The sequence below is a fragment of the Pseudomonas syringae group sp. 26L6 genome (assembly GCF_032587815.1).
GTDB classification, from domain to species: Bacteria; Pseudomonadota; Gammaproteobacteria; order Pseudomonadales; family Pseudomonadaceae; genus Aquipseudomonas; species Aquipseudomonas amygdali.
Genome location: NZ_JAWHPJ010000018.1, coordinates 209,875 through 229,423, shown reverse-complemented (window position 1 = coordinate 229,423; position 19,549 = coordinate 209,875). Strand labels below are relative to the sequence as shown.

Below are 19,549 nucleotides of genomic sequence, written 5' to 3'. Positions count from 1 at the left end.
TATAATCCTCGGCTTGTTTTTTGCCCGCCAAGACCTTCAGTGGATAGGGTGTTATGTCCGGAAAAGCGCAACAGCAATCTCGTATCAAAGAGTTGATCACCCTGGGTCGTGAGCAGAAGTATCTGACTTACGCAGAGGTCAACGACCACTTGCCCGAGGATATTTCAGATCCCGAGCAGGTGGAAGACATCATCCGCATGATCAACGACATGGGGATCCCGGTACACGAGAGTGCTCCGGATGCGGACGCCTTGATGCTGGCCGACGCCGATACCGACGAGGCAGCCGCAGAAGAAGCGGCTGCAGCGTTGGCAGCGGTCGAGACCGACATCGGGCGTACCACCGATCCCGTTCGTATGTACATGCGTGAAATGGGTACCGTTGAACTTCTGACCCGTGAAGGCGAAATCGAAATCGCCAAACGTATCGAAGAAGGCATCCGTGAAGTGATGGGCGCAATTGCGCACTTCCCTGGCACGGTTGACCATATTCTTTCCGAATACACACGTGTCACCAGTGAAGGCGGTCGCCTCTCCGATGTTCTGAGCGGCTATATCGACCCGGACGACGGCATTGCGCCGCCTGCCGAAGTACCTCCGCCTGTCGACCCCAAAGCCGTCAAGGCCGAAGGCACCGATGACGACGAGGAAGAATCGGCAGACGCCAGCGACGACGAAGACGAAGTCGAAAGCGGTCCCGATCCGGTCATCGCCCAGCAGCGCTTCGGTGCGGTTTCCGATCAAATGGAAATCACCCGCAAGGCGCTGAAGAAATTCGGTCGCGACGACAAGCACGCCATTGCCGAAATGGTTGCACTTGCCGAACTGTTCATGCCGATCAAACTGGTTCCAAAGCAGTTTGAAGGTCTGGTAGAGCGTGTGCGGGGTGCTCTTGAGCGTCTTCGTGCTCAGGAACGCGCCATCATGCAGCTGTGTGTACGTGATGCACGTATGCCGCGCGCCGACTTCCTGCGCCAGTTCCCAGGCAACGAAGTTGACGAAGGCTGGACTGACGCACTGGCCAAGGGCAAGAGCAAATACGCCGAAGCCATCGGTCGTTTGCAGCCTGACATCCAGCGTTGCCAGCAGAAGCTGTCGGCACTGGAAGAAGAGACCGGCCTGAAAATAGCCGAGATCAAGGACATCAACCGTCGCATGTCGATCGGTGAGGCCAAGGCCCGCCGCGCGAAGAAAGAGATGGTTGAAGCGAACTTGCGTCTGGTTATCTCCATCGCCAAGAAGTACACCAACCGTGGTCTGCAATTCCTCGATCTGATCCAGGAAGGCAACATCGGCTTGATGAAGGCTGTGGACAAGTTCGAATACCGTCGTGGCTACAAGTTCTCGACCTATGCCACCTGGTGGATCCGTCAGGCGATCACTCGCTCGATTGCCGACCAGGCCCGCACCATCCGTATTCCGGTGCACATGATCGAGACGATCAACAAGCTCAACCGTATTTCCCGGCAGATGCTGCAGGAGATGGGTCGCGAACCGACCCCGGAAGAGCTGGGCGAACGCATGGAAATGCCTGAGGATAAAATCCGCAAGGTATTGAAGATCGCAAAAGAGCCGATCTCCATGGAAACCCCGATCGGCGACGACGAAGATTCGCATCTGGGTGACTTCATCGAAGACTCGACCATGCAGTCGCCAATCGATGTCGCCACTGTTGAAAGCCTGAAAGAAGCGACACGCGAAGTGCTGTCGGGCCTTACCGCCCGTGAAGCAAAAGTTCTGCGCATGCGTTTCGGCATCGACATGAATACCGATCACACGCTTGAAGAGGTCGGTAAGCAGTTTGACGTTACCCGCGAGCGGATTCGTCAGATAGAAGCCAAGGCACTGCGCAAGCTGCGTCACCCGACAAGAAGCGAGCACCTGCGCTCGTTCCTCGACGAGTAATCGCACCAGCGAGTCAACGAAACCCCCGGCCTGCCGGGGGTTTTGCGTTTCCGGGAAAAAGAAATCCGGATTTGCAGGTCCACTCGTCAATTGATCAAATCAAACAGAGGTCAGACGTCGGTCTAATTGCAGGCCATGGCGAATTGACCTACAACTATGTATCACACAGGACACAAGCGCTTGCCAGTCGAGTCTTGGCCAGTGATTGTTACAAATTCACGCCACAACAATATCAGCGATAGTCAGACACGGACGTAAGCCGCATATGCGTGAAGTAATAATCGACACCAATGACCGGGAAGCGTCGTGCCTGTCCGAGGGAAAATTCGCCTCGGTCTTCGCTCAGTGCCCGGACGCCATGATTATCGCAAGCCTTGCCGACGGGCATATCATGGATGCCAACGCGGCGTTTGTTGAACGGACCGGCCTCACCCTTGACGAAGTGATTGGGAAAACGCCCACCCAACTGGATTTGTGGGCAGTGCCAGGTATAGGCCCAAAAGTTTTGCAGCAACTGCAGACAGGCAACATTCATAACCTGGAGATACCCTTTCGGCGCAAGAACGGCGAAACCTTTTCCGGGCTCATGTCCGCCCAGCCTTTCGACCAGAGCTCGACGCCAGCCGTACTGGTGATAGTGCGTGATATCACCCAGCGCAAGCAGGCCCAGCAGCAACTTCAACTTTCCGAAGAAAAATTCGCCAAGGCGTTTCATGCCTCGCCTGACGGGCTGGCTATCACCCGCCAACAGGACGGAATGCTTTTAGAGGTGAACGAAGGTTTCTGCCGCATCACGGGGTATAGCGAAGCGTACTGCCTTGAGCACTCGACATTCGACCTGGGTGTCTGGGTGGATCTGGGCGACCGCTCCAGGCTCATTGAGCAACTGAAGCGGCACGGCTCCGTCCGAGACTTCAGGGCCCGGCTTCGTAATGTTGATGGCAGTATCAAACTGTGCGAACTGTCCTCGCACCCGATCGTCATCGCAGGCGACGACTGCCTGCTGACGATTGCACGGGATATAACCGAAAGCAGACAAATGCAGGAAAAACTGCACTTGGCTGCAACGGTGTTCGAGAGCACAGCCGAGGGCGTGCTCATTACCGACACCAACCAGCGCATCAATGCAGTAAACCGTGCCTTCACTGAGATCACCGGTTACAGCGAGAGCGAAGCCATCGGCCAGACACCTCGCCTGCTCGCCTCAGGCCAGCATGACAGCGCGTTCTATGCCTCAATGTGGCATCAACTTGCAGCCGATGGCCACTGGCAGGGCGAGATCAGCAACCGACGCAAGAACGGCGAGCTCTACCCAAGCTGGCTGACGATCAATGCAGTGCGCAACAAAGCCAACCTCACTACCCATTTCGTCGCCGTCTTCGCTGACATCTCCAGCCTCAAACACGCCCAGGCGCGCCTCGACTACCAGGCCCACCACGACCCGCTCACCGGCCTGCCCAACCGAACCCTGTTCGAGAGTCGCCTTCAATCGGCATTACTGCACAGCGAAGAATCCGGCAGCCTTGGCGCAGTGCTGTTCCTCGATCTGGACCGCTTCAAACACATCAACGACAGCCTGGGCCATCCGGTCGGCGATCTGCTGCTCAAGGGCATCGCACACCGGCTCAAGGAGACCCTGCGCGATGTCGACACGGTCGCGCGCCTTGGCGGTGACGAGTTCATCGTTCTGTTACCTGGCCTGCTGCAGCCCAGCGACGCACAAGCCATTGCCAACAAACTACTGGCCTGCTTCAACACGCCTTTTGAAGCTGGCGAACATGAGCTCTACATCAGCCCGAGCATTGGCAGCTGTGTTTTCCCGACTGACGGCACCGACGTAGCAACGCTGGTCAAAAACGCCGACGCTGCCATGTACCGCTCCAAGGCCAAGGGCCGCAACCGGGTCGAAAGCTACACCTGCGACCTGACCACACAGGCCAGCGAACGTATTGCCCTTGAACAGGAATTGAGAAGAGCGCTAGACCGCAATCAGCTGTCCCTGGCCTACCAGCCCAAAATCAGCCTTCTGACCCACACGCTGATAGGCGCAGAAGCGCTGATCCGCTGGAACCACCCTACCTTCGGCGACGTGCCACCCGAACACTTCATACCGCTGGCCGAAGAAAACGGCATGATCCTGCAAATCGGCGAATGGGTGCTGGAGCAGGCCTGCCAACAGATGGGCAAATGGCGCAAAACCTGTCAGCCGTTCGGCCCAGTGTCAGTCAACCTTGCAGGCGCTCAACTGCGCCAGACGAACCTTGTCGAACACATCGAACAACTACTGGCCGACAACGGCCTGGAGCCAGGCTGCCTGCAACTGGAAATCACCGAAAACTTCATCATGAGCCAGACCCAGGAAGCGCTGGCAGTGCTGCACAAACTGAAGAAACTTGGCGTGCAGCTGGCCATCGACGACTTCGGCACCGGCTATTCCTCCCTGAGCTACCTCAAACGCCTGCCGCTGGACATCCTCAAAATCGACCAGTCCTTCGTTCGCGGCCTACCCGAAGACACCCACGACGCCGCCATCGTCCGCGCCATCATCGCCCTTGGGCGCAGCATGCAACTGACTGTGATTGCCGAAGGCGTAGAGAACAGCGAACAGCAGCAATTCCTGACCCGCGAGGGCTGTGAACAGATCCAGGGCTACATCATCAGCCTCCCCCTTCAACCCGAAGAATTCAGCGAGAGATTTCTTCTTATGAATCTTTCGGACGTTTCGGATAGCACAGCCGCGAAACCGCCGTTATAATCCGCGGCCTACTGAGGGCCCATAGCTCAGTTGGTTAGAGCAGAGGACTCATAATCCTTTGGTCCACGGTTCGAGTCCGTGTGGGCCCACCACCTTTGAAAGCCGCGCATTGCGCGGCTTTTTTGTTTCTGGGTTCTCTCAGATACAGGTCAGCTTTTGCGCTCTCCCCTATCCCAGCCTTTCCCGGTGCAATTCAGGTTCAAGCCCGCTTGGGCAACTTCCAGTTCGGCCGGATGAAGTGGCAGGTATAACCGTTCGGTATCCGCTCCAGATAATCCTGATGCTCCGGCTCCGCCTCCCAGAACTCCCTGGCGGGCTCGATTTGCGTAACAACACGCCCCGGCCATAACTTGGAGGCGTCCACGTCAGCCGCAGTATCTTTGGCAATATCCCTTTGCTGTTCGCTCAGGTAGTAAATCGCCGAACGATAGCTTGGCCCAAGATCATTGCCCTGCCGGTTAGGCGTGCTCGGGTCATGGATCTGGAAAAAGAACTCAAGAATCTGCCGGTAGCTGATCACCGCCGGGTCAAACACGATCTCAATCGCTTCGGCATGGTTGCCATGGTTGCGGTAGGTGGCGTTCGGTACGTCACCACCGGTGTAGCCGACTCGCGTATGCAGCACGCCGGGGTAGCGTCGCAACAAATCTTGCATGCCCCAGAAGCAGCCGCCGGCAAGGATGGCGGTTTCGGTTGAGTTGGTCATGGTCTGTCCTAGCGGTTCATGGAGACAGGGATAGTTATGGGGTGATGTCGGCCAATACCAAGCCGGATAAAGTAAAAAACCGGATCGTGTTGCGGAACGAGTACACGTCCTACCGAAACCTTGGCGCCTTGCTCCGTTGCCTACAGTTGCTTCAGAATCCGCTGGCTTGAGCGCTTGAGTCAGCGTTTCCAAGATGGCTCGGTCGCTGACAACTCAGTGATCGGGTTTAGTTGACCCACTACAAACCTGCCAACCAAACAACTATAAGCCCACTCCCCCCACAGCATCCTCCCCAGTCATCGACCCTCTCAATCACCCGATCAAAACATCCGATTAGCCATCCTTCGAAACATTCCGTAACGTTGTTTCCCCGTGCGACAGATGCGCGCACCGCTTGAGCTTCTGCTCCCCACGCTCAGCCCACGACCACGCACGAGCCCACCATGTCTCTGAACACCCCGCAGCAAATCGCTGAAATTGCCGTCGAAAGCGGCGTCAAGAAAGCCCACTTGGGCCTGTCGTCGTTGATGATCCTGGGCTTTCTGGCAGGGGCTTTCATTGCCCTCGGGTTTCTTCTCGATATTCATGTCAGCACCATGATCCCTCACGAGTGGGCGTCGCTGGGCAATCTGCTTGGCGCTGTGGTGTTTCCGGTCGGGCTGATTCTGGTGGTGCTGGCCGGTGGCGAGTTGCTGACCGGCAACATGATGAGCCTGCCCATGGCGCTGTTCGCCGGGCGTATCGGTCTGGGTCAATTGGTGCGCAACTGGGTACTGGTGACGCTGGCCAACCTTATCGGCGCGCTGTTCGTCGCTTATTGTTTCGGCCATGTGGTGGGGCTGACTGAAGGCCCATTCATGGCCAAGACTGTGGCCATCGCCAATGCCAAGGTGGGGGCCAGCTTCGAACAGGCATTCATCTCGGGTATTGGCTGCAATTGGCTGGTGTGCCTGGCGGTGTGGCTCAGCTACGCAAGCAAGGACGTGATCGGTAAAGTGGTCGGCATGTGGTTTCCGGTGATGGCATTCGTCGCGATCGGCTTTCAGCACATCGTCGCCAACATGTTCGTCATTCCTGCAGCGATCTTTGCCGGCGCCTTGAGCTGGGCGCAGTTCGGCGACAATTTCGTCCCGGTATTTTTGGGTAACGCGGTGGGCGGCGCGGTGTTCGTCGGCCTGGCCTATCACCTGGCCTTCTTCAATGCGGCAGCCCGACCTGCTGAGCTGTCCAGGACCAGCGGCGCGCAAGCACCGGAATAATCTGACGCCATACAGGCTCTGCGGTGAAAAGAGATGACGACCGCAGAGCAAACCAGCAAGTTGAAGAGCAAAACTCACCTCACAAGCAAATAGTCGAGTTGGCTCGACAAGAGCCTTTGAATGAAGCCGACTCCTCGCGTACCCACCGCCAATCCAGGCCGCACGCGCTCAGACACTGTCCATAAAACCGATCCACGCCGCCAGCAGCAATAAAACCGCCAGCACTCGATTCATCCACTGCACTCGCCGAGGCGATGTGAGCCAGCGGGACGAGCCTGCGCCCATCAGCGCCCAGCTGCCGAGGCAGGGCAAGGAAATCAGAAAAAACACCAGCGCCAGGTAAGACACCGGGCTGCGCTGGCTGAATACACTGACTACCGCCAGCGCCATGACCCAGGTCTTGGGATTTACTAATTGCAGTGCTGCGCCACCGATAAAGCCCATCGGCAGACTGTTTTGCCGCTCGATTGAGTCGGTCGGGCCGGTACCTATTTTCCAGGCCAGCCAGGTTAGCCACAGCACGCCGACCCATGCCATGACGCGCTGAGCATTGGGGATCGCGAGCAATGAGTGGCCGACACCCATGCCGACGAGCAACACCAACAGTGCAGCGCCGGTGCAGGCTCCCAGAATCAACGGTACGACGGCGCGCCAGCCGAAGCGGGCACTGTTGCTTAATACCAGGATGTTGGTGGGGCCGGGGGTAATCGAGGCGACGAAGGCGAACAGAATGAAAGGCAGCATAATCGGCAATCCAGGGCTGAAAAAGCCCATGCTGCGACATACCACAGGATCAGTCTGGAAGGTTTGAGCAGCGCAAGCGATAGGCCGCCGGGCTCAGTCCGTAGGCGCGCATGAACCAGCGGCCCAGATGGCTTTGGTCAGCAAAACCCAGATCGCTGGCCACCTGAGCGGGCCAGATTCCGGCTGCCAGCATTCGACGGGCCTTGGCCAGGCGCAGCTGTACCAGATATGCATGAGGCGGCAGGCCGAAGGCCGCCTTGAACGCCCGCGTCAGGCGAAAGCGGTCAACGCCACAAACAGCTGCCAACTCGTTCATGCCCACGTCCTGATGCAGATGCGCGTGCAGATAATCCCTCGCCCGCAAGGCCACCTGCGGCAAGCGCGGATCGGGATCGGTCATGCGTCGCCATTGCACCCGATCAATGAGCTGCGCCAGTAATTCATCCAACGCGCTTTGACGAACGATGCGTAGTTCTTTTTGATGCAGCGCCGTGAAAGCGAACGTGACCGCGTGAGCCAGCCGTGATTCGGTTTGCAGGGTGTTGGCGAAAGAAGGCAAATGCTGGTCGGGAGCCTGTTCGAACAACCCGCTGAGCTCCCGGCTCAGCCAATGCGGGTCCAGGTACAGCATCTGATAGGTGAACCCTTCGGCGCACGGAGCATTGCCATCATGGATTTCTCCCGGTTCCAGTGTGAACACCTGCCCGGGCGTGCTGGCATGGCGCTGACGGCGGCAATTGAATTGCTGCACACCTTGACGGGTAACGCCCACCAGATAGCTGTCATGCCAATGGGGATCATAGGCATGCCCCTGAAAGTGCGCGTGCAGCGTCTCGATGCCTGTATCGAGGTCGCGAGCGAGGTCTATCCAGTGTGTGGAAGGCATAAAACACCTGAATCGATGAAAGCGATTGGTTATCGCTGACGTCAGAAGGTGAGTCTAGAACATTCGTGCATTCATCTGTCTGTTGGAATTGCAGTTGCCAAAGGTCGCGACACGAAGCCCAACGGCTTGCTACCCAAAGGTTCTCATAAACGGCTCAGCACATCGTCTGACCGCAGCGATGACCTCCGGCGCCCGCTCGTTCAGCTCAACCGAACGCGCCAGTACTTGCTCCAGTGCCTGAAGTTGCCCGGAAATCACCTCCTCTGGACGTGTCACATCACAGATCTGGGCGAAATCCAGTAGGCCCTGCCGCGAGGCAAATAGCGACTTGTTGCCGAGTAGATCCAGTGCCAACACGTCCTCGGGGATGTAAGCCGTGGTGTTGACGATGTCGTAAGCTGGAGCGAGCCGTGCATCTCGTTGGGTAGGGTCGGAATACGGCAGACCGAAGTTTTTCAGGTGGGCGTCGCCGTTGCCGACAATACAGCTCAGGGTCACGATGGCGAATAGCTGGGCCAATGAGTCCTGTACCTGGTCGGGGGCACAGAACAGGCGGATTGCTTTGGCGATAGCGGAGTAGCTCTTGCAGCGTGGTCATCATCAGTCGAATACTCCCTCAATTTCATCCAGTGTAGGCATGACAGCGGGTATGACCGAGAGCTCACAATCCAGCGCCCCGAGCACGCGCGCATAGGCCGTCATACCTACTGAGAGGTCACCTTTTTCTACGGCGATTATCTTTTGCCGGGTGACGGCTGCCATCGCGGCGAGCCTGGCTTGCGTAAGCCCTCGATTGAGGCGGCGCTGCCGAATCTGCTCGCCAAGACGCGTTGTGATGAGGGAATAGTCCATGTTCCGTATACATAACAAATTAGATTAAATGTAACGTATACCTAACCTTTGAATAAATCAAACTGATGTGTGAACGGGGCTTTGAGTCGCGGCACCGGCTAGCGGATTTATTGAAATGCTATTACAGAGTCAGATGAGACCTGACGGCTCAGAGCTACACATCGAGGCCATTTCAAAGCCACTACCCCAACCATGTTCGTCCCCAATTCAACCTCTATGCCCACGCCCTCCAACTGTCTCACCTCTATCCATTCCCCCAACTCACGCCCATGCAGTTTCAAAAACGCTTCTCGCTCACACCAGGCCCTGGCAAACGCGACCGGGCGCATCGTCTCGGAAACATCCCGCAGTCGCGCACCTACATCTGGCCCGAGATAATCCCGCGCAATAACCTGCCAGTCCGGTACAGGCTGGACCTGCATCAAGTCCACACCCACCGCTCCGTTGAGATTGACCGCAGCCAGAGAGAATCCAGCTTCGTGGCTGATGGAAAAACCGGGCTCCGGCAGGCCGTCGATCATTAATCGCGGCGCAACACCTGGAGTGCTGATGAACGTGATCGCGTCCGATGGCAATTCGAGCCACTGCCCCACGGCTTTACGCGTGCAGGTCCGAATGCGGTTTCTCGCGTCATCTCTTGCAGAGCCAGGCCTGGTGACGCAACTGACCAGCAATACACCGTGGTGCGGGAAAGACTTGGGAGGGGCAAGCTGGCCATTTTCATCAAATGTCCAGCTCGCTCCGGGCCTCATGCTTTGTCAGGTGCCGCCGGGCAGCCGGCCCAGCGACTGCACGCGGGGATGTGTTCGCCTTTCATCACCAGGGTCAGTGGGCCAAGGTGCGCATCGTTGCCGACTACGGCGCTGTACAGCACGGCGCTGCGTGGGCCCATGTACACGCGTTCGCCGATGATGACGTGATCAATCTTCATGACCCGGTCTTCAAACAGGTGTGTTTGCGGGCAGGCACCGGCATTCAGCTCACTATCTGCACCGATGCTGACGCAGTCGAATTCGGTGATGTCGGTTGTGTCCATGTAAACCCCTCGGCCAATCTTGCAGCCGAGCAGGTTGAAGGCCAGCGGCAACCACGGAGTACCGCGCAGGTAGCGCATGAAGTTTGGTGCGGCCATGCCTTCATAAAGGCTGGTGATGCCTTCCGAGAGCCATACGAATGGCGTCCACATAGGGTCTGCGCGTTTGCGATAGCGGCCCATCACCAGCCATTTCAGGGCCGCGATCAGCAGAAAATTACCCACGCTGTATGCCATGCCGATGACGGCAAGGTAAGCCAGCACGGCACCCCAGCGCTCTTGGTCGGCGAGTGGCATCAGATCAAGCATCACGGTGTAGCCAACCGCAATCACCACCGCGTGCGGGGTGACAATGCGCACGCCTTCGACCAGACCTCGGGCCAGACGACGCAATGGCGAGGGCTTGAAGGTCAGAGATTCCGGAGCACCGCTTACCTGCTCGCGGGCTGGCAGGTGGATTGGTGGTGAGCCCAGCCAGGTATCGCCATCAGCCATTTTGCTGTTATGCGGTGCACAGGAGTGGACGCCGATCAGGACGTTTTCCGGCAGTACCGTGCCGTCCGCGATGTATCCGCCGTTGCCGACAAAGCTGCGATGCGACACGACCGTGGGCTGCATGATCATCCAGCCGCCGTCGATACGCTCATCACCGAGCATCACCGCATCGGCGATAAAGGTTTCATCGCCCAGGGTCAGCATGTCCGGGATGACGCCCTGTGCGCTGGAAATCTCGGCGTCGCGCCCCACTTTCGCGCCCAGCAGTCGATACCAGAAGGGCGAATACACCGTGGCGTAGATGCCGGACAGCACGTTGAGGCTGGCCTCTTGAATCTGGCTGATCAGCCACTTGGCGCAATAAGTGTTGCTGTGTACCGCGTAGCGACCCGGCTTGAGACGTGGAAAGACGATCCAGCGCAATGCGGCAGAGGCCAGAACAGTCGCGACAATCAGCACCGCACTGGCCGGGAACGCGAGCAGGAAATAGCGCGCCAGTTGTCCCAATGGTCCGCTGCCCTCGAACCATGGCAAGACGTTCTGCGTGTCGAACCAGTCGATCAGGAAAAAGGTCGGGAAGACCGGGATGAAGAACAGCGTCGCGACCAGCAGAACGCCGAACACGAAGAACAGTTTTTCTGCCCGCAAACGCGCAGGGCTGGTCACAGGCCGCGCAGGTTGGCCGAGCGTGTCGAACGCGCCGACATCACGCGCAGGTGAGCCCTGCCAGATACGCCCCGCCGGAACCTCCCGGCCGTCGGCCATGGCCGATTGCGCCTCAAGATGCCCCCATGGACCGATAGCAGTATTGCCCTCCATGATCACGTAGGAACCGACACAGGCATTGTCCTGCAACGCGATACGTCCCAGATGCAGCTGACCCCGCTCGACGCGTGCGTTCTCGAAGCTCACGCCGTTGCCGACGCTGACCCCGTCACCGATCTCCAGCAGGTCGTGGGCCCGCACCGTGGCCCCGCCGATAATCACTTCCTCACCGATCTTTGCTCCCAGGGCGCGCAGCCACAGGGGATAAAGCGAAGAACCACTCAACAGGTAAGTCGGTGCCGACTCGACCATACGGTCGGCGGCCCACCAGCGAAAGTAAGTGACGCCCCACAATGGGTATATTCCAGGCTTCAGGCGACCAACGATCAGCCACTTGGCCGCCCACGCGATGAAAAACTGCAGAACGGTGGCAATCAGAAACACCGAGATAGAAGCCAGCGTCGCCAAAGCCACAGAGTCGTCAGGCGAACCGGTAAGCAAGTGGTAGGTAAAGAAAGGCGCGAGCCACTGGGTCATTCGCAGGCTGACCATTACCGGCAATGCCAGGGCCTGAGCCACGCCGCAGCGCCAGCGACGCCACGCGGACGGAGGCGTCCAGTCAACCGGGGCAGCCATCTCTTGTGGCGCTTGATCCAGCACTTCGGCAATCGCGCCGATACGGCGTTGCTGGTAAATGTCGCGCACGGTGATTTGTGCAAAGCGAGGGTTCGCACGCAAGGCCGAGGCCAAACGAGCGGCAAAGAAGGAATGCCCGCCCAGATCGGTGAAAAAGTCCGCATCGCGGCGGATCGGCATGCCTGGAAAGAGTGTGGCCAACGCAGCAAACAGTGCGATTTCGCCTTCAGTTTCAGCCACGTCGGACTCTGCGTCAGCACCCGCGGCATCAACCGTCAACGGGCGGGCCTTGAGTGTTTTGCGGTCGATTTTTCCTGACGTGAGGCGCGGCATGCTGTCGAGCAACTCGAAATGCCCCGGCACCATGTACGACGGTAACCGGGCCTGCAAGGCCTTGCGCAGCTGGCTGGTGAATGTGGAATCCGTCGATGTGTCGCAAACCAGATAAGCAATCAGCTGATCAACGCCACCCTCGTTGCGCAACAGGACCGCGACAGTACCTACACCGGGTTGTTGCGCCAACAGTGCTTCAATCTCGCCCAGTTCGACGCGAAAGCCACGAATTTTCACCTGATCATCGGCACGTCCCAGGCATTGTACTTGCCCTTCATCGTCGATCCGCGCGAGGTCGCCGGTGCGGTACAGGCGCGCATCGTGATAGCCGGTGGACCACGGGTTAGGCAGGAATTTTTCCTGGGTCAGATCCGGTCTGCCCAGATAACCTTCAGCCAGACCGGGGCCGATGATGCACAGTTCGCCGACTTCGCCACGGGGCAGCAGGCTGGGTGCCAGGCTGCTGCCGACCGCTGGGTCATTGGCGATTACCAACAGACCATAATTGGGGAGCGGCGTACCAATCGAGACCGGGCGACCACGCGACAACCGCGCCAGACTCGCCGATACAGTGGCTTCGGTGGGCCCATAGGTGTTGAACATTTGCCGGTTCGGCGTGGCCCAGCGGTCGACCAGCGACTCAGGGCACATCTCGCCGCCCAGATTGATCACCCGCAGGCAGGGGACGTCTTCGCTGAACAGCGCCAGCAAGGTAGGCACCGCGTGCAAAACGCTGATGCGCTGCTCGTTCAGCAGACGTGGCAGGGTTTCGGGGTCTCCGCTGGTTTCCTTTGGGCCTATCCACAACGTTGCGCCCACCAGATAGGCAATCCAGATTTCCTCGAGCGACATGTCGAATGCCACGGAAAAGCCCTGGTAGACCCGGTCGCTGGCGCGAATACCGAGTACCGCGTTTTCGCTGCGCAGGAAATGGCAGATGCTGCGCTGGGAAATCAGGATGCCCTTGGGCTTGCCGGTGGAACCGGAGGTGTAGATCACGTACGCAGGATGATCGGGAAGCACACCACTGCGGCGCACCAACGCTGCGTCGGTCGGTGTCAGCAGCGCTTCGGCCATCCATACGTTCAGACCGCTACCAGCCAGCAACGGGCTCAGCGCGTTGCAGGACACCAGCCCCACGGCGCTGGCATCGTCCAGGCATATCTGCAGACGCTCTACCGGCGTGTCCTGATCCAGAGGCAACCAGGCGGCACCCGCCTTGGCGATACCGGCCTGCATCACCAGAAGCTCAATGCTTCGCGGCAACCACAGACCAACGATATGCCCAGGCCTTACGCCAGCCTTGATCAGCGCAGAAGCCACCTGATCAGCCTGCCGGTCCAGCTCCCCATAACTGATCCGGTGCTCGCCGAAGATCAGTGCCACTTGCTGCGGATTACGCCGGGCGCTGGCTTCCAGCAGATCGGCCAGCACTTCCTCGCGTAGCAGTTCAGGTTGAATCGGACCGTAAATCACGTCCGCCGATTGTTCGTTCTGGCAGGTCTGCAGCAGGTTCAGGTTATTCATGGCAGCAAATATTCGCTCGTCTGAAGGAGATGCCTGAGATTTCTGGTTATGGGGTCAGAGCCGGTCCATCAGCGAGTGGCGTGCATTTTGTGGTGACAAGGTGTCCGCAATATTTCTGTTTTGATACATTTTGGCTGGAGCGCTGCAGCTCTCACCGCATTGAAAGAACAGGCTGGCAAAGCGAATATGGCAAAGACTGGCTGTACGAATCTTGAACAACAAAACGAAGGTGGCGGATAGCCAACAAGGCATTTATGTATCGACCTTGCAGCTCGATGAGGAAAGCGCAGTTCGCTAAAGTGGATTGCATCCATGACTTGGCATGGGTTAAAGCAGACGCCACAGGGTCTCACGCGTCGCAGGATCGAAAGTCTGCGACTGACGCTTCATGACGCGCCTTAACCCATCGCCAATACAATCCGTCGGCATCGGACAGAACCCATGCTGACGAAACCATGGGCCATTCCAGGGTGGTTCGCGAAATGTTGTCAGGCTTACCGCATCAGCCCGACGCAAATGCGCGTATGCCACTACAGACGACAGCAGGCTTTTTCCAACGCCCTTGCCTGAAGCAAGAGGTTCGACCGAGATATTGTCCAGGTATAAGTAATCATCCAGTAGGCGCATGGCTACGAAACCGATGACTTCATCGCTATGCCTGTCTACAGCAACCATGACCCGGCAGGCTTCGAATCTGTCTGCGCCCAGCGGTGGGCTTTCGGCGACATGAGCCAAAGAGGGAATGATCGTATACCGCTGGCGAGCCCGCACAGAGAGACGCTGCAACTGCTCCAGATCGTTGTCATGCGACAACCGCAGATCAAATTCCATCTGGCTTTTCTCCTTGGCTGGTCAACACTGCAGGTGAGGACAGCAACACGCATCAGGTGCTGCCGTCGGCCTTGTGCTCTTCAGCCAGGCAGGGCTAAGCGCCCGGCTGAAGAGCAGCTATTTGCCATAGCGGCTGATGAACAGCGCGGCGCGTTTGGTCACCACGGGCAGCGAACTCAGATCGATGGTTTCATTCTCGCTGTGGGCACCCTGCCCCCACGCGCCAAGCCCGTCCAGGCTCGCCGTTACATATTTGTTCACATAGGAAATATCGGCACCGCCTCTTTCCGCTGACGGAGCCGATTCCAGTGCAGGTCCATCAAGGTCCTGGCTGACCTTGCTGTAGGCTTGCAGAAGTTTGCGATTACTTTCGCGATCAACCATGACCGGCATGATTGCCTTGATCTTCAACTCGCTATGGGTCTGTGGCAGCGAGTGACTGGCTATTTCCTGCAGGCGGGCTTCGGCAGAGCTTCGCTGTTCTTCACTGCTGAACCGCAAGTCGCCGTGCACGGACGCTATTCTGGCGATTGTGGTTTTTCTCCCCGAGGCAGTGCCTTGCCCGCTTGGTACATCTTCCTGGGCTGTGGCACCGCCCAGAATGAGCCCAGGGTTGATGGTCAAGCCTTGCTCACCGGAGAGTTTGGAGCGAATTTCATCAAGCACCCGGGCCGACTCGTACACCGCACCGAAACCGGTTTCAGGCTGAAAAATAGTCGCTGAGTGTTTGTCTATGCCGGTACTGGTCAAAAACCATTCGCTCAATCCTCTGCGCTCGGTGATTAACTGATTGGGCGACAAGGCGAATTCAAAGCCCAGTGCTATGTCACTTCTTTTGGCTTCGGCAATCAGCCATTCTCTGGAAATTTCAGTCGGCTTGGCCGCCAGCTCTTCGTCACCAACCAGGACCACAGAGATATTCATGTCCTGCAATGCGCCGCTGTGTTTCAGCGCCTGCAAGGCGTAAAGAATGGTGACCAAGCCGCCCTTATCGTCGATCACCCCAGGGCCTTTGGCTTTTTTGCCGCCATAGATCAATGAATACTCCTGAAACTTGCTGGTGGCCGGAAACACCGTGTCCAGATGGCCTATCAGCAGAATTCGTTTCGCAGACTTGTTACCGTCATGCACCGCGACAAGGCTACCGGCATGGTTCATCCCTGCGGGCAGCTCGTGCCAACGGGTATCGAAGCCCAGCGCTTCCAACTCTGCCTTCATCAGATCACCGACCTTGACGACACCGTCCACGTTGTCCGTGCCGCTGTTGATGTTCACCAGTTTTTCAAGCAACGCGACCTGCTCGGCACTGTGACTGTCGACGTAAGAAGTAATGCTCTGTTCATCGAGCATCGTTCCTGCCAATGCGCCATGGCAGAAAAACAAAGTCGTGAGCAGGGAAATACTTTTTTTCATGGAAGATAAACTCCGCTTGGCCATTAGTGATGACCGGGGCATTGCGCCCGGGATCTCATCAGATTGCCCACAAGGAGCGATGCTGTGCCGTCCTAAGTGTCGGGAAGGCTGATACGGTTCCATTGCGCCAGCAAGTGAACCACTATGAAGGCGGACGAACGGTAGTTGAATTTTTTCGGCCCGAAACAACGTCTGGACGATGAGCCGAATAGCCAGCACAATCGGCTCACCTTATGAGCCGATTAAACCCGTATTCGGCTCACCTCAAAGGCATATCCAATGTCCGAACATCTCTGGATCTGGCAGCAGCCGGACTGGCCCCACTTCAACTGGAGCGATGAACGCATCGCGCCCTTGATACGAGCGTGCGCTAAAGCTCAGGGTCGCCTGCTGGGAATGAGCGGCGTAGTGAGTGGCGATGCCGAAATGCGCGAGGGCGTGGACACCCTGTTGCAGAATATTGTTACCTCGTCTGCCATCGAAGGCGAGCGACTGAATGTGGGCTCTGTCAGGTCTTCGTTGGCGCGTCGTCTGGGTATTGCCAATAACGGTAAACAAAACCCCCGCAGCGAGGGGTTGGCAGAGCTGATGCTGGACGCCACACGCAGGCACGATCAACCGCTTGACCTGCAACGCCTGTACACCTGGCATCGCTGGCTGTTCCCGGCAGAAGACAGCTTTGTATCCGCTCGCATCCTGGCAGGCCAGTTGCGTAGCGACGAGCCCATGCAGGTGGTCTCCGGGAGACTTGATAGACCGGTCGTGCATTTCGAAGCACCACCGCGCGCGGTGCTTGCGCAACAACTGGACGACTTCCTCGACTGGTTTGCCGCCAGTCAAAATGATCCGGGGCTAGATCCATTCGTGCGTGCCGGCATCGCACATTTCTGGTTTGTGACGCTGCATCCATTTGACGACGGTAATGGTCGCCTGACGCGGGCGCTGACTGACCTGACGCTGACTCAGGGCGATCAACAAGCCATTCGGCTGTTTTCCATGTCTGCCAGCATCCTCGATGACCGCGCCGGGTATTACCATGTTCTGGAAACCAGCCAGAAACGTACAACCGATATCACCGAGTGGCTGGAATGGTTTTTGCGCACATTGCTGAACAGCATTGAGCATGCCCTGGTTCGTATCGAACGGGTGTTGGCCAAGACGCGATTCTGGCAGTTGCACAATGGTGACGGCTTGTCCGCCGAGCAGGTCAAGGTGTTGAATCGACTGCTTGATGGCGGCGAGCGGGGCTTTGAAGAAGGTCTGAGCGCCGCGCAGTATCAAGCGGTAGCGAAAGTCTCCAAGGCCACGGCGACCCGGCATTTAAGTGATCTGCTTGGCAGAAACTGCCTGACTCGTCTGCCCGGCGGCGGCCGCAGCACTCGCTACCAGATCAATCGGCCCTTGCCATAAGGGCTGCAGAATCTGAGGGGGCTACTGGCCCTTCAAGCGCGCGGCACTGGTAGCATCGACCGTAGCGTCCAACTCTGCACACAGGTTACCAGCGAGCAGGCGCGGGGGTTCAAGGAATCACAAAGTAGCAAGCTTGCAGGCTTGAACCTGTAGATAATAGATCATGAAAGTACACATTAATGACCATAAAGCCTCATATAAAGGCATCTTAAAAAGTGCTGGATTTCATCCTTACTGAATTCAGATCGTCATTCCTACCGCTTGAATCCACGATGTCATGTTCACTGATCGCCAACATACACCACCCATCTCCTCTCAAAATGTGGCTTACTGAGACCTGCCATCATCCAATCAGGGAATCTCTTCCCTACCCTCGCGGTCTCTTAACGCATGACGAATTCGCGCTCTGCTTTCATACCCTCCTGGCTTCGCCCTGTTCTGCGTCCGCTGCTGGACCCGTATCGCCGTTATCGGCATGCGCGGCTGATCCACGCGGCGCGGATTGCGGTGGGCTTGCTGGTAACGATTCTGTTGACCACGGGCCTCAATCTGCCTCATGGCGAGTGGGCGTCGGTGACGATGCTGATCGTCATCGGCGGTTTGCAGCACCACGGCAATATCGGCAAAAAGTCAGTCGAGCGCGCCTACGGAACGTTGATCGGAGCTGGTCTTGGCCTGATCGTGGTGGTCCAGCAGGGCTATCTGGAAATGCCGTTGCTGACCTACGCGATGATGTCGGTTATGTGCGGTTTTTTTGCTTATCACGCTATCGGCAAAGGCGGTTACACCGCGCTGCTGTCGGCGATAACGCTGTTTATCGTGGCCGGTCATGGCTACAACCCGATCAGTGACGGGTTGTGGCGCACCGTAGATATTTTGATCGGTATCGCGCTGGCGCTGGCCTTCTCCTTCGCCCTGCCACTGTATGCCGTGTTTTCCTGGCGCTACAACCTGGCCAGTGGCTTGCGTGACTGCGCAAAGGTCTATGGACGCATCGTGCAAGGCCAGCCGGTCACCGCTGACGAGCACCTCAAGCTGACCGCCAGGCTCAACGCCACGATGCTGCAATTGCGCTCGCTGCTGCCGTCGGTTTCCAAGGAAGTGAAGATGTCCATGGTCGAGCTGGACGCCATTCAAGGCCATTTCCGCATGTGCCTGAGCACCCTGGAGATTCTCGCCAATATTCGCCCTGCCGATCTGGATAAAGTGGCGGGCGAGTCGTTTAAAACTTCACTGGATAACGATTACCGGCAGATACGTCGTCAGTTGATCGGCATGGCTCGCGCGCTGCAAACCGGCGCAACCGAGCGTCTGGTGCGCACATCGGAAAGCGCTCCCGCGCAGCCGGTCATTCCAGCCGAGTTGATGGGCTATCACTTGATGACTCAGCAACTGGCACAGAACCTGGACGGGCTCCAGGCACGCCTGGCCAAGACCGCTAAACGCTGGAAGTTTTAAGGAAATACCCGTGCCCGATACCCACCCGCCCGTGCTGGACGAAATTGATCGACAGTTGATCGCAGCGCTGCAAATCAATGCACGCGAAAGCGTCGCCATGCTCGCCCGTCAACTGGGCATCGCCCGTACCACCGTCACCTCCCGGCTGGCACGTCTGGAAAGCAGCAAGGTGATTACCGGCTATGGCGTGCGCCTTGGCCAGCGAGTGGTCAGTGGCGGATTGCAGGCGTATGTCGGCATCACCGTGCAACCTCGTTCGGGCAAGGAAGTGCTACGCCGACTCAGCGCCATGGCGCAGGTGCAGCAGTTATGTGCGGTCAGTGGCGAGTTCGATTACGTCGCGTGGCTGCGTACGGATTCTCCGGAGCAACTGGACCAGTTACTGGACCTGATCGGCAGCGTGGATGGCGTGGAAAAAACCACCACATCGATCATTCTCAGCAGCAAGATCGACCGTGGGCAACCGGTATGAGCAAGCAGTAGTCAGACGCAACCATGCAAAATGGCCGGCAGGTTCGTCATTTAGCACAAACAAACAGCAT

At 57.8% G+C, this 19,549-nt stretch carries 14 protein-coding genes, 1 tRNA gene and 1 pseudogene; 7 read left to right on the top strand and 9 right to left on the bottom strand.

What is annotated here, in order from left to right; genetic code table 11:
* The first annotated feature begins 53 nt into the window (after positions 1–53).
* From rpoD to RYA97_RS08645, 3 genes are all read left to right on the top strand, one after another.
* Positions 54–1,904, top strand: coding sequence for an RNA polymerase sigma factor RpoD (gene rpoD / locus RYA97_RS08655; RefSeq protein ID WP_054077892.1), 1,851 nt, complete (start codon positions 54–56; stop codon positions 1,902–1,904).
* Positions 1,905–2,181: 277 nt separating this feature from the next.
* Positions 2,182–4,659, top strand: coding sequence for an EAL domain-containing protein (locus tag RYA97_RS08650; RefSeq protein WP_410478504.1), 2,478 nt, complete (start codon positions 2,182–2,184; stop codon positions 4,657–4,659).
* Between the two features lie 15 nt (positions 4,660–4,674).
* Positions 4,675–4,751 (top strand) — tRNA-Ile (locus RYA97_RS08645).
* A gap of 107 nt (positions 4,752–4,858) precedes the next feature.
* Here the strand turns inward: RYA97_RS08645 and msrA are convergent.
* A complete protein-coding gene (msrA, locus tag RYA97_RS08640; RefSeq protein WP_316892118.1) occupies positions 4,859–5,365 on the bottom strand; it encodes a peptide-methionine (S)-S-oxide reductase MsrA in 507 nt (168 codons plus the stop codon).
* Between the two features lie 443 nt (positions 5,366–5,808).
* Between msrA and RYA97_RS08635 the strand changes: the two genes are divergently transcribed.
* Complete coding sequence (locus tag RYA97_RS08635; protein WP_005744017.1) at positions 5,809–6,624, top strand: formate/nitrite transporter family protein; 816 nt, start codon at positions 5,809–5,811, stop codon at positions 6,622–6,624.
* A 168-nt stretch (positions 6,625–6,792) separates the two neighbouring features.
* Here RYA97_RS08635 and RYA97_RS08630 read toward each other — a convergent pair whose 3' ends face one another.
* The 8 genes and pseudogenes from RYA97_RS08630 to RYA97_RS08595 form a co-directional block, all read right to left on the bottom strand.
* On the bottom strand, positions 6,793–7,368 hold the full coding sequence (locus tag RYA97_RS08630) for a LysE family translocator (RefSeq protein WP_316892116.1): 576 nt from the start codon (positions 7,366–7,368) through the stop codon (positions 6,793–6,795).
* A 49-nt stretch (positions 7,369–7,417) separates the two neighbouring features.
* On the bottom strand, positions 7,418–8,254 hold the full coding sequence (locus RYA97_RS08625; protein ID WP_016982681.1) for an AraC family transcriptional regulator: 837 nt from the start codon (positions 8,252–8,254) through the stop codon (positions 7,418–7,420).
* 129 nt (positions 8,255–8,383) lie between these two features.
* Positions 8,384–8,839: pseudogene (locus tag RYA97_RS08620) on the bottom strand (HipA domain-containing protein); the annotation flags it as partial.
* 15 nt (positions 8,840–8,854) lie between these two features.
* Positions 8,855–9,106, bottom strand: coding sequence for a helix-turn-helix transcriptional regulator (locus RYA97_RS08615; RefSeq protein WP_004660081.1), 252 nt, complete (start codon positions 9,104–9,106; stop codon positions 8,855–8,857).
* 107 nt (positions 9,107–9,213) lie between these two features.
* The gene (locus RYA97_RS08610; RefSeq protein ID WP_316892111.1) at positions 9,214–9,858 is read right to left on the bottom strand and encodes a 4'-phosphopantetheinyl transferase family protein; all 645 of its coding nucleotides are present in this window, start codon (positions 9,856–9,858) and stop codon (positions 9,214–9,216) included.
* The gene (locus RYA97_RS08605) at positions 9,855–13,895 is read right to left on the bottom strand and encodes a Pls/PosA family non-ribosomal peptide synthetase (RefSeq protein WP_316892109.1); all 4,041 of its coding nucleotides are present in this window, start codon (positions 13,893–13,895) and stop codon (positions 9,855–9,857) included. Before RYA97_RS08605 ends, RYA97_RS08610 begins: the two co-directional genes overlap by 4 nt.
* 327 nt (positions 13,896–14,222) lie before the next feature.
* On the bottom strand, positions 14,223–14,726 hold the full coding sequence (locus RYA97_RS08600) for a GNAT family N-acetyltransferase (RefSeq protein WP_057403184.1): 504 nt from the start codon (positions 14,724–14,726) through the stop codon (positions 14,223–14,225).
* 117 nt (positions 14,727–14,843) lie between these two features.
* A complete protein-coding gene (locus tag RYA97_RS08595) occupies positions 14,844–16,139 on the bottom strand; it encodes a M20 family metallopeptidase (RefSeq protein ID WP_316892107.1) in 1,296 nt (431 codons plus the stop codon).
* Between the two features lie 279 nt (positions 16,140–16,418).
* Here RYA97_RS08595 and RYA97_RS08590 point away from each other — a divergent pair, with 279 nt between their 5' ends.
* From RYA97_RS08590 to RYA97_RS08580, 3 genes are all read left to right on the top strand, one after another.
* Positions 16,419–17,549, top strand: coding sequence for a Fic family protein (locus RYA97_RS08590; RefSeq protein WP_057404992.1), 1,131 nt, complete (start codon positions 16,419–16,421; stop codon positions 17,547–17,549).
* 390 nt (positions 17,550–17,939) lie between these two features.
* A complete protein-coding gene (locus tag RYA97_RS08585; protein WP_004654731.1) occupies positions 17,940–19,007 on the top strand; it encodes an FUSC family protein in 1,068 nt (355 codons plus the stop codon).
* A 10-nt stretch (positions 19,008–19,017) separates the two neighbouring features.
* A complete protein-coding gene (locus RYA97_RS08580) occupies positions 19,018–19,479 on the top strand; it encodes an Lrp/AsnC family transcriptional regulator (protein ID WP_005744028.1) in 462 nt (153 codons plus the stop codon).
* The last annotated feature ends 70 nt before the right edge of the window (positions 19,480–19,549 follow it).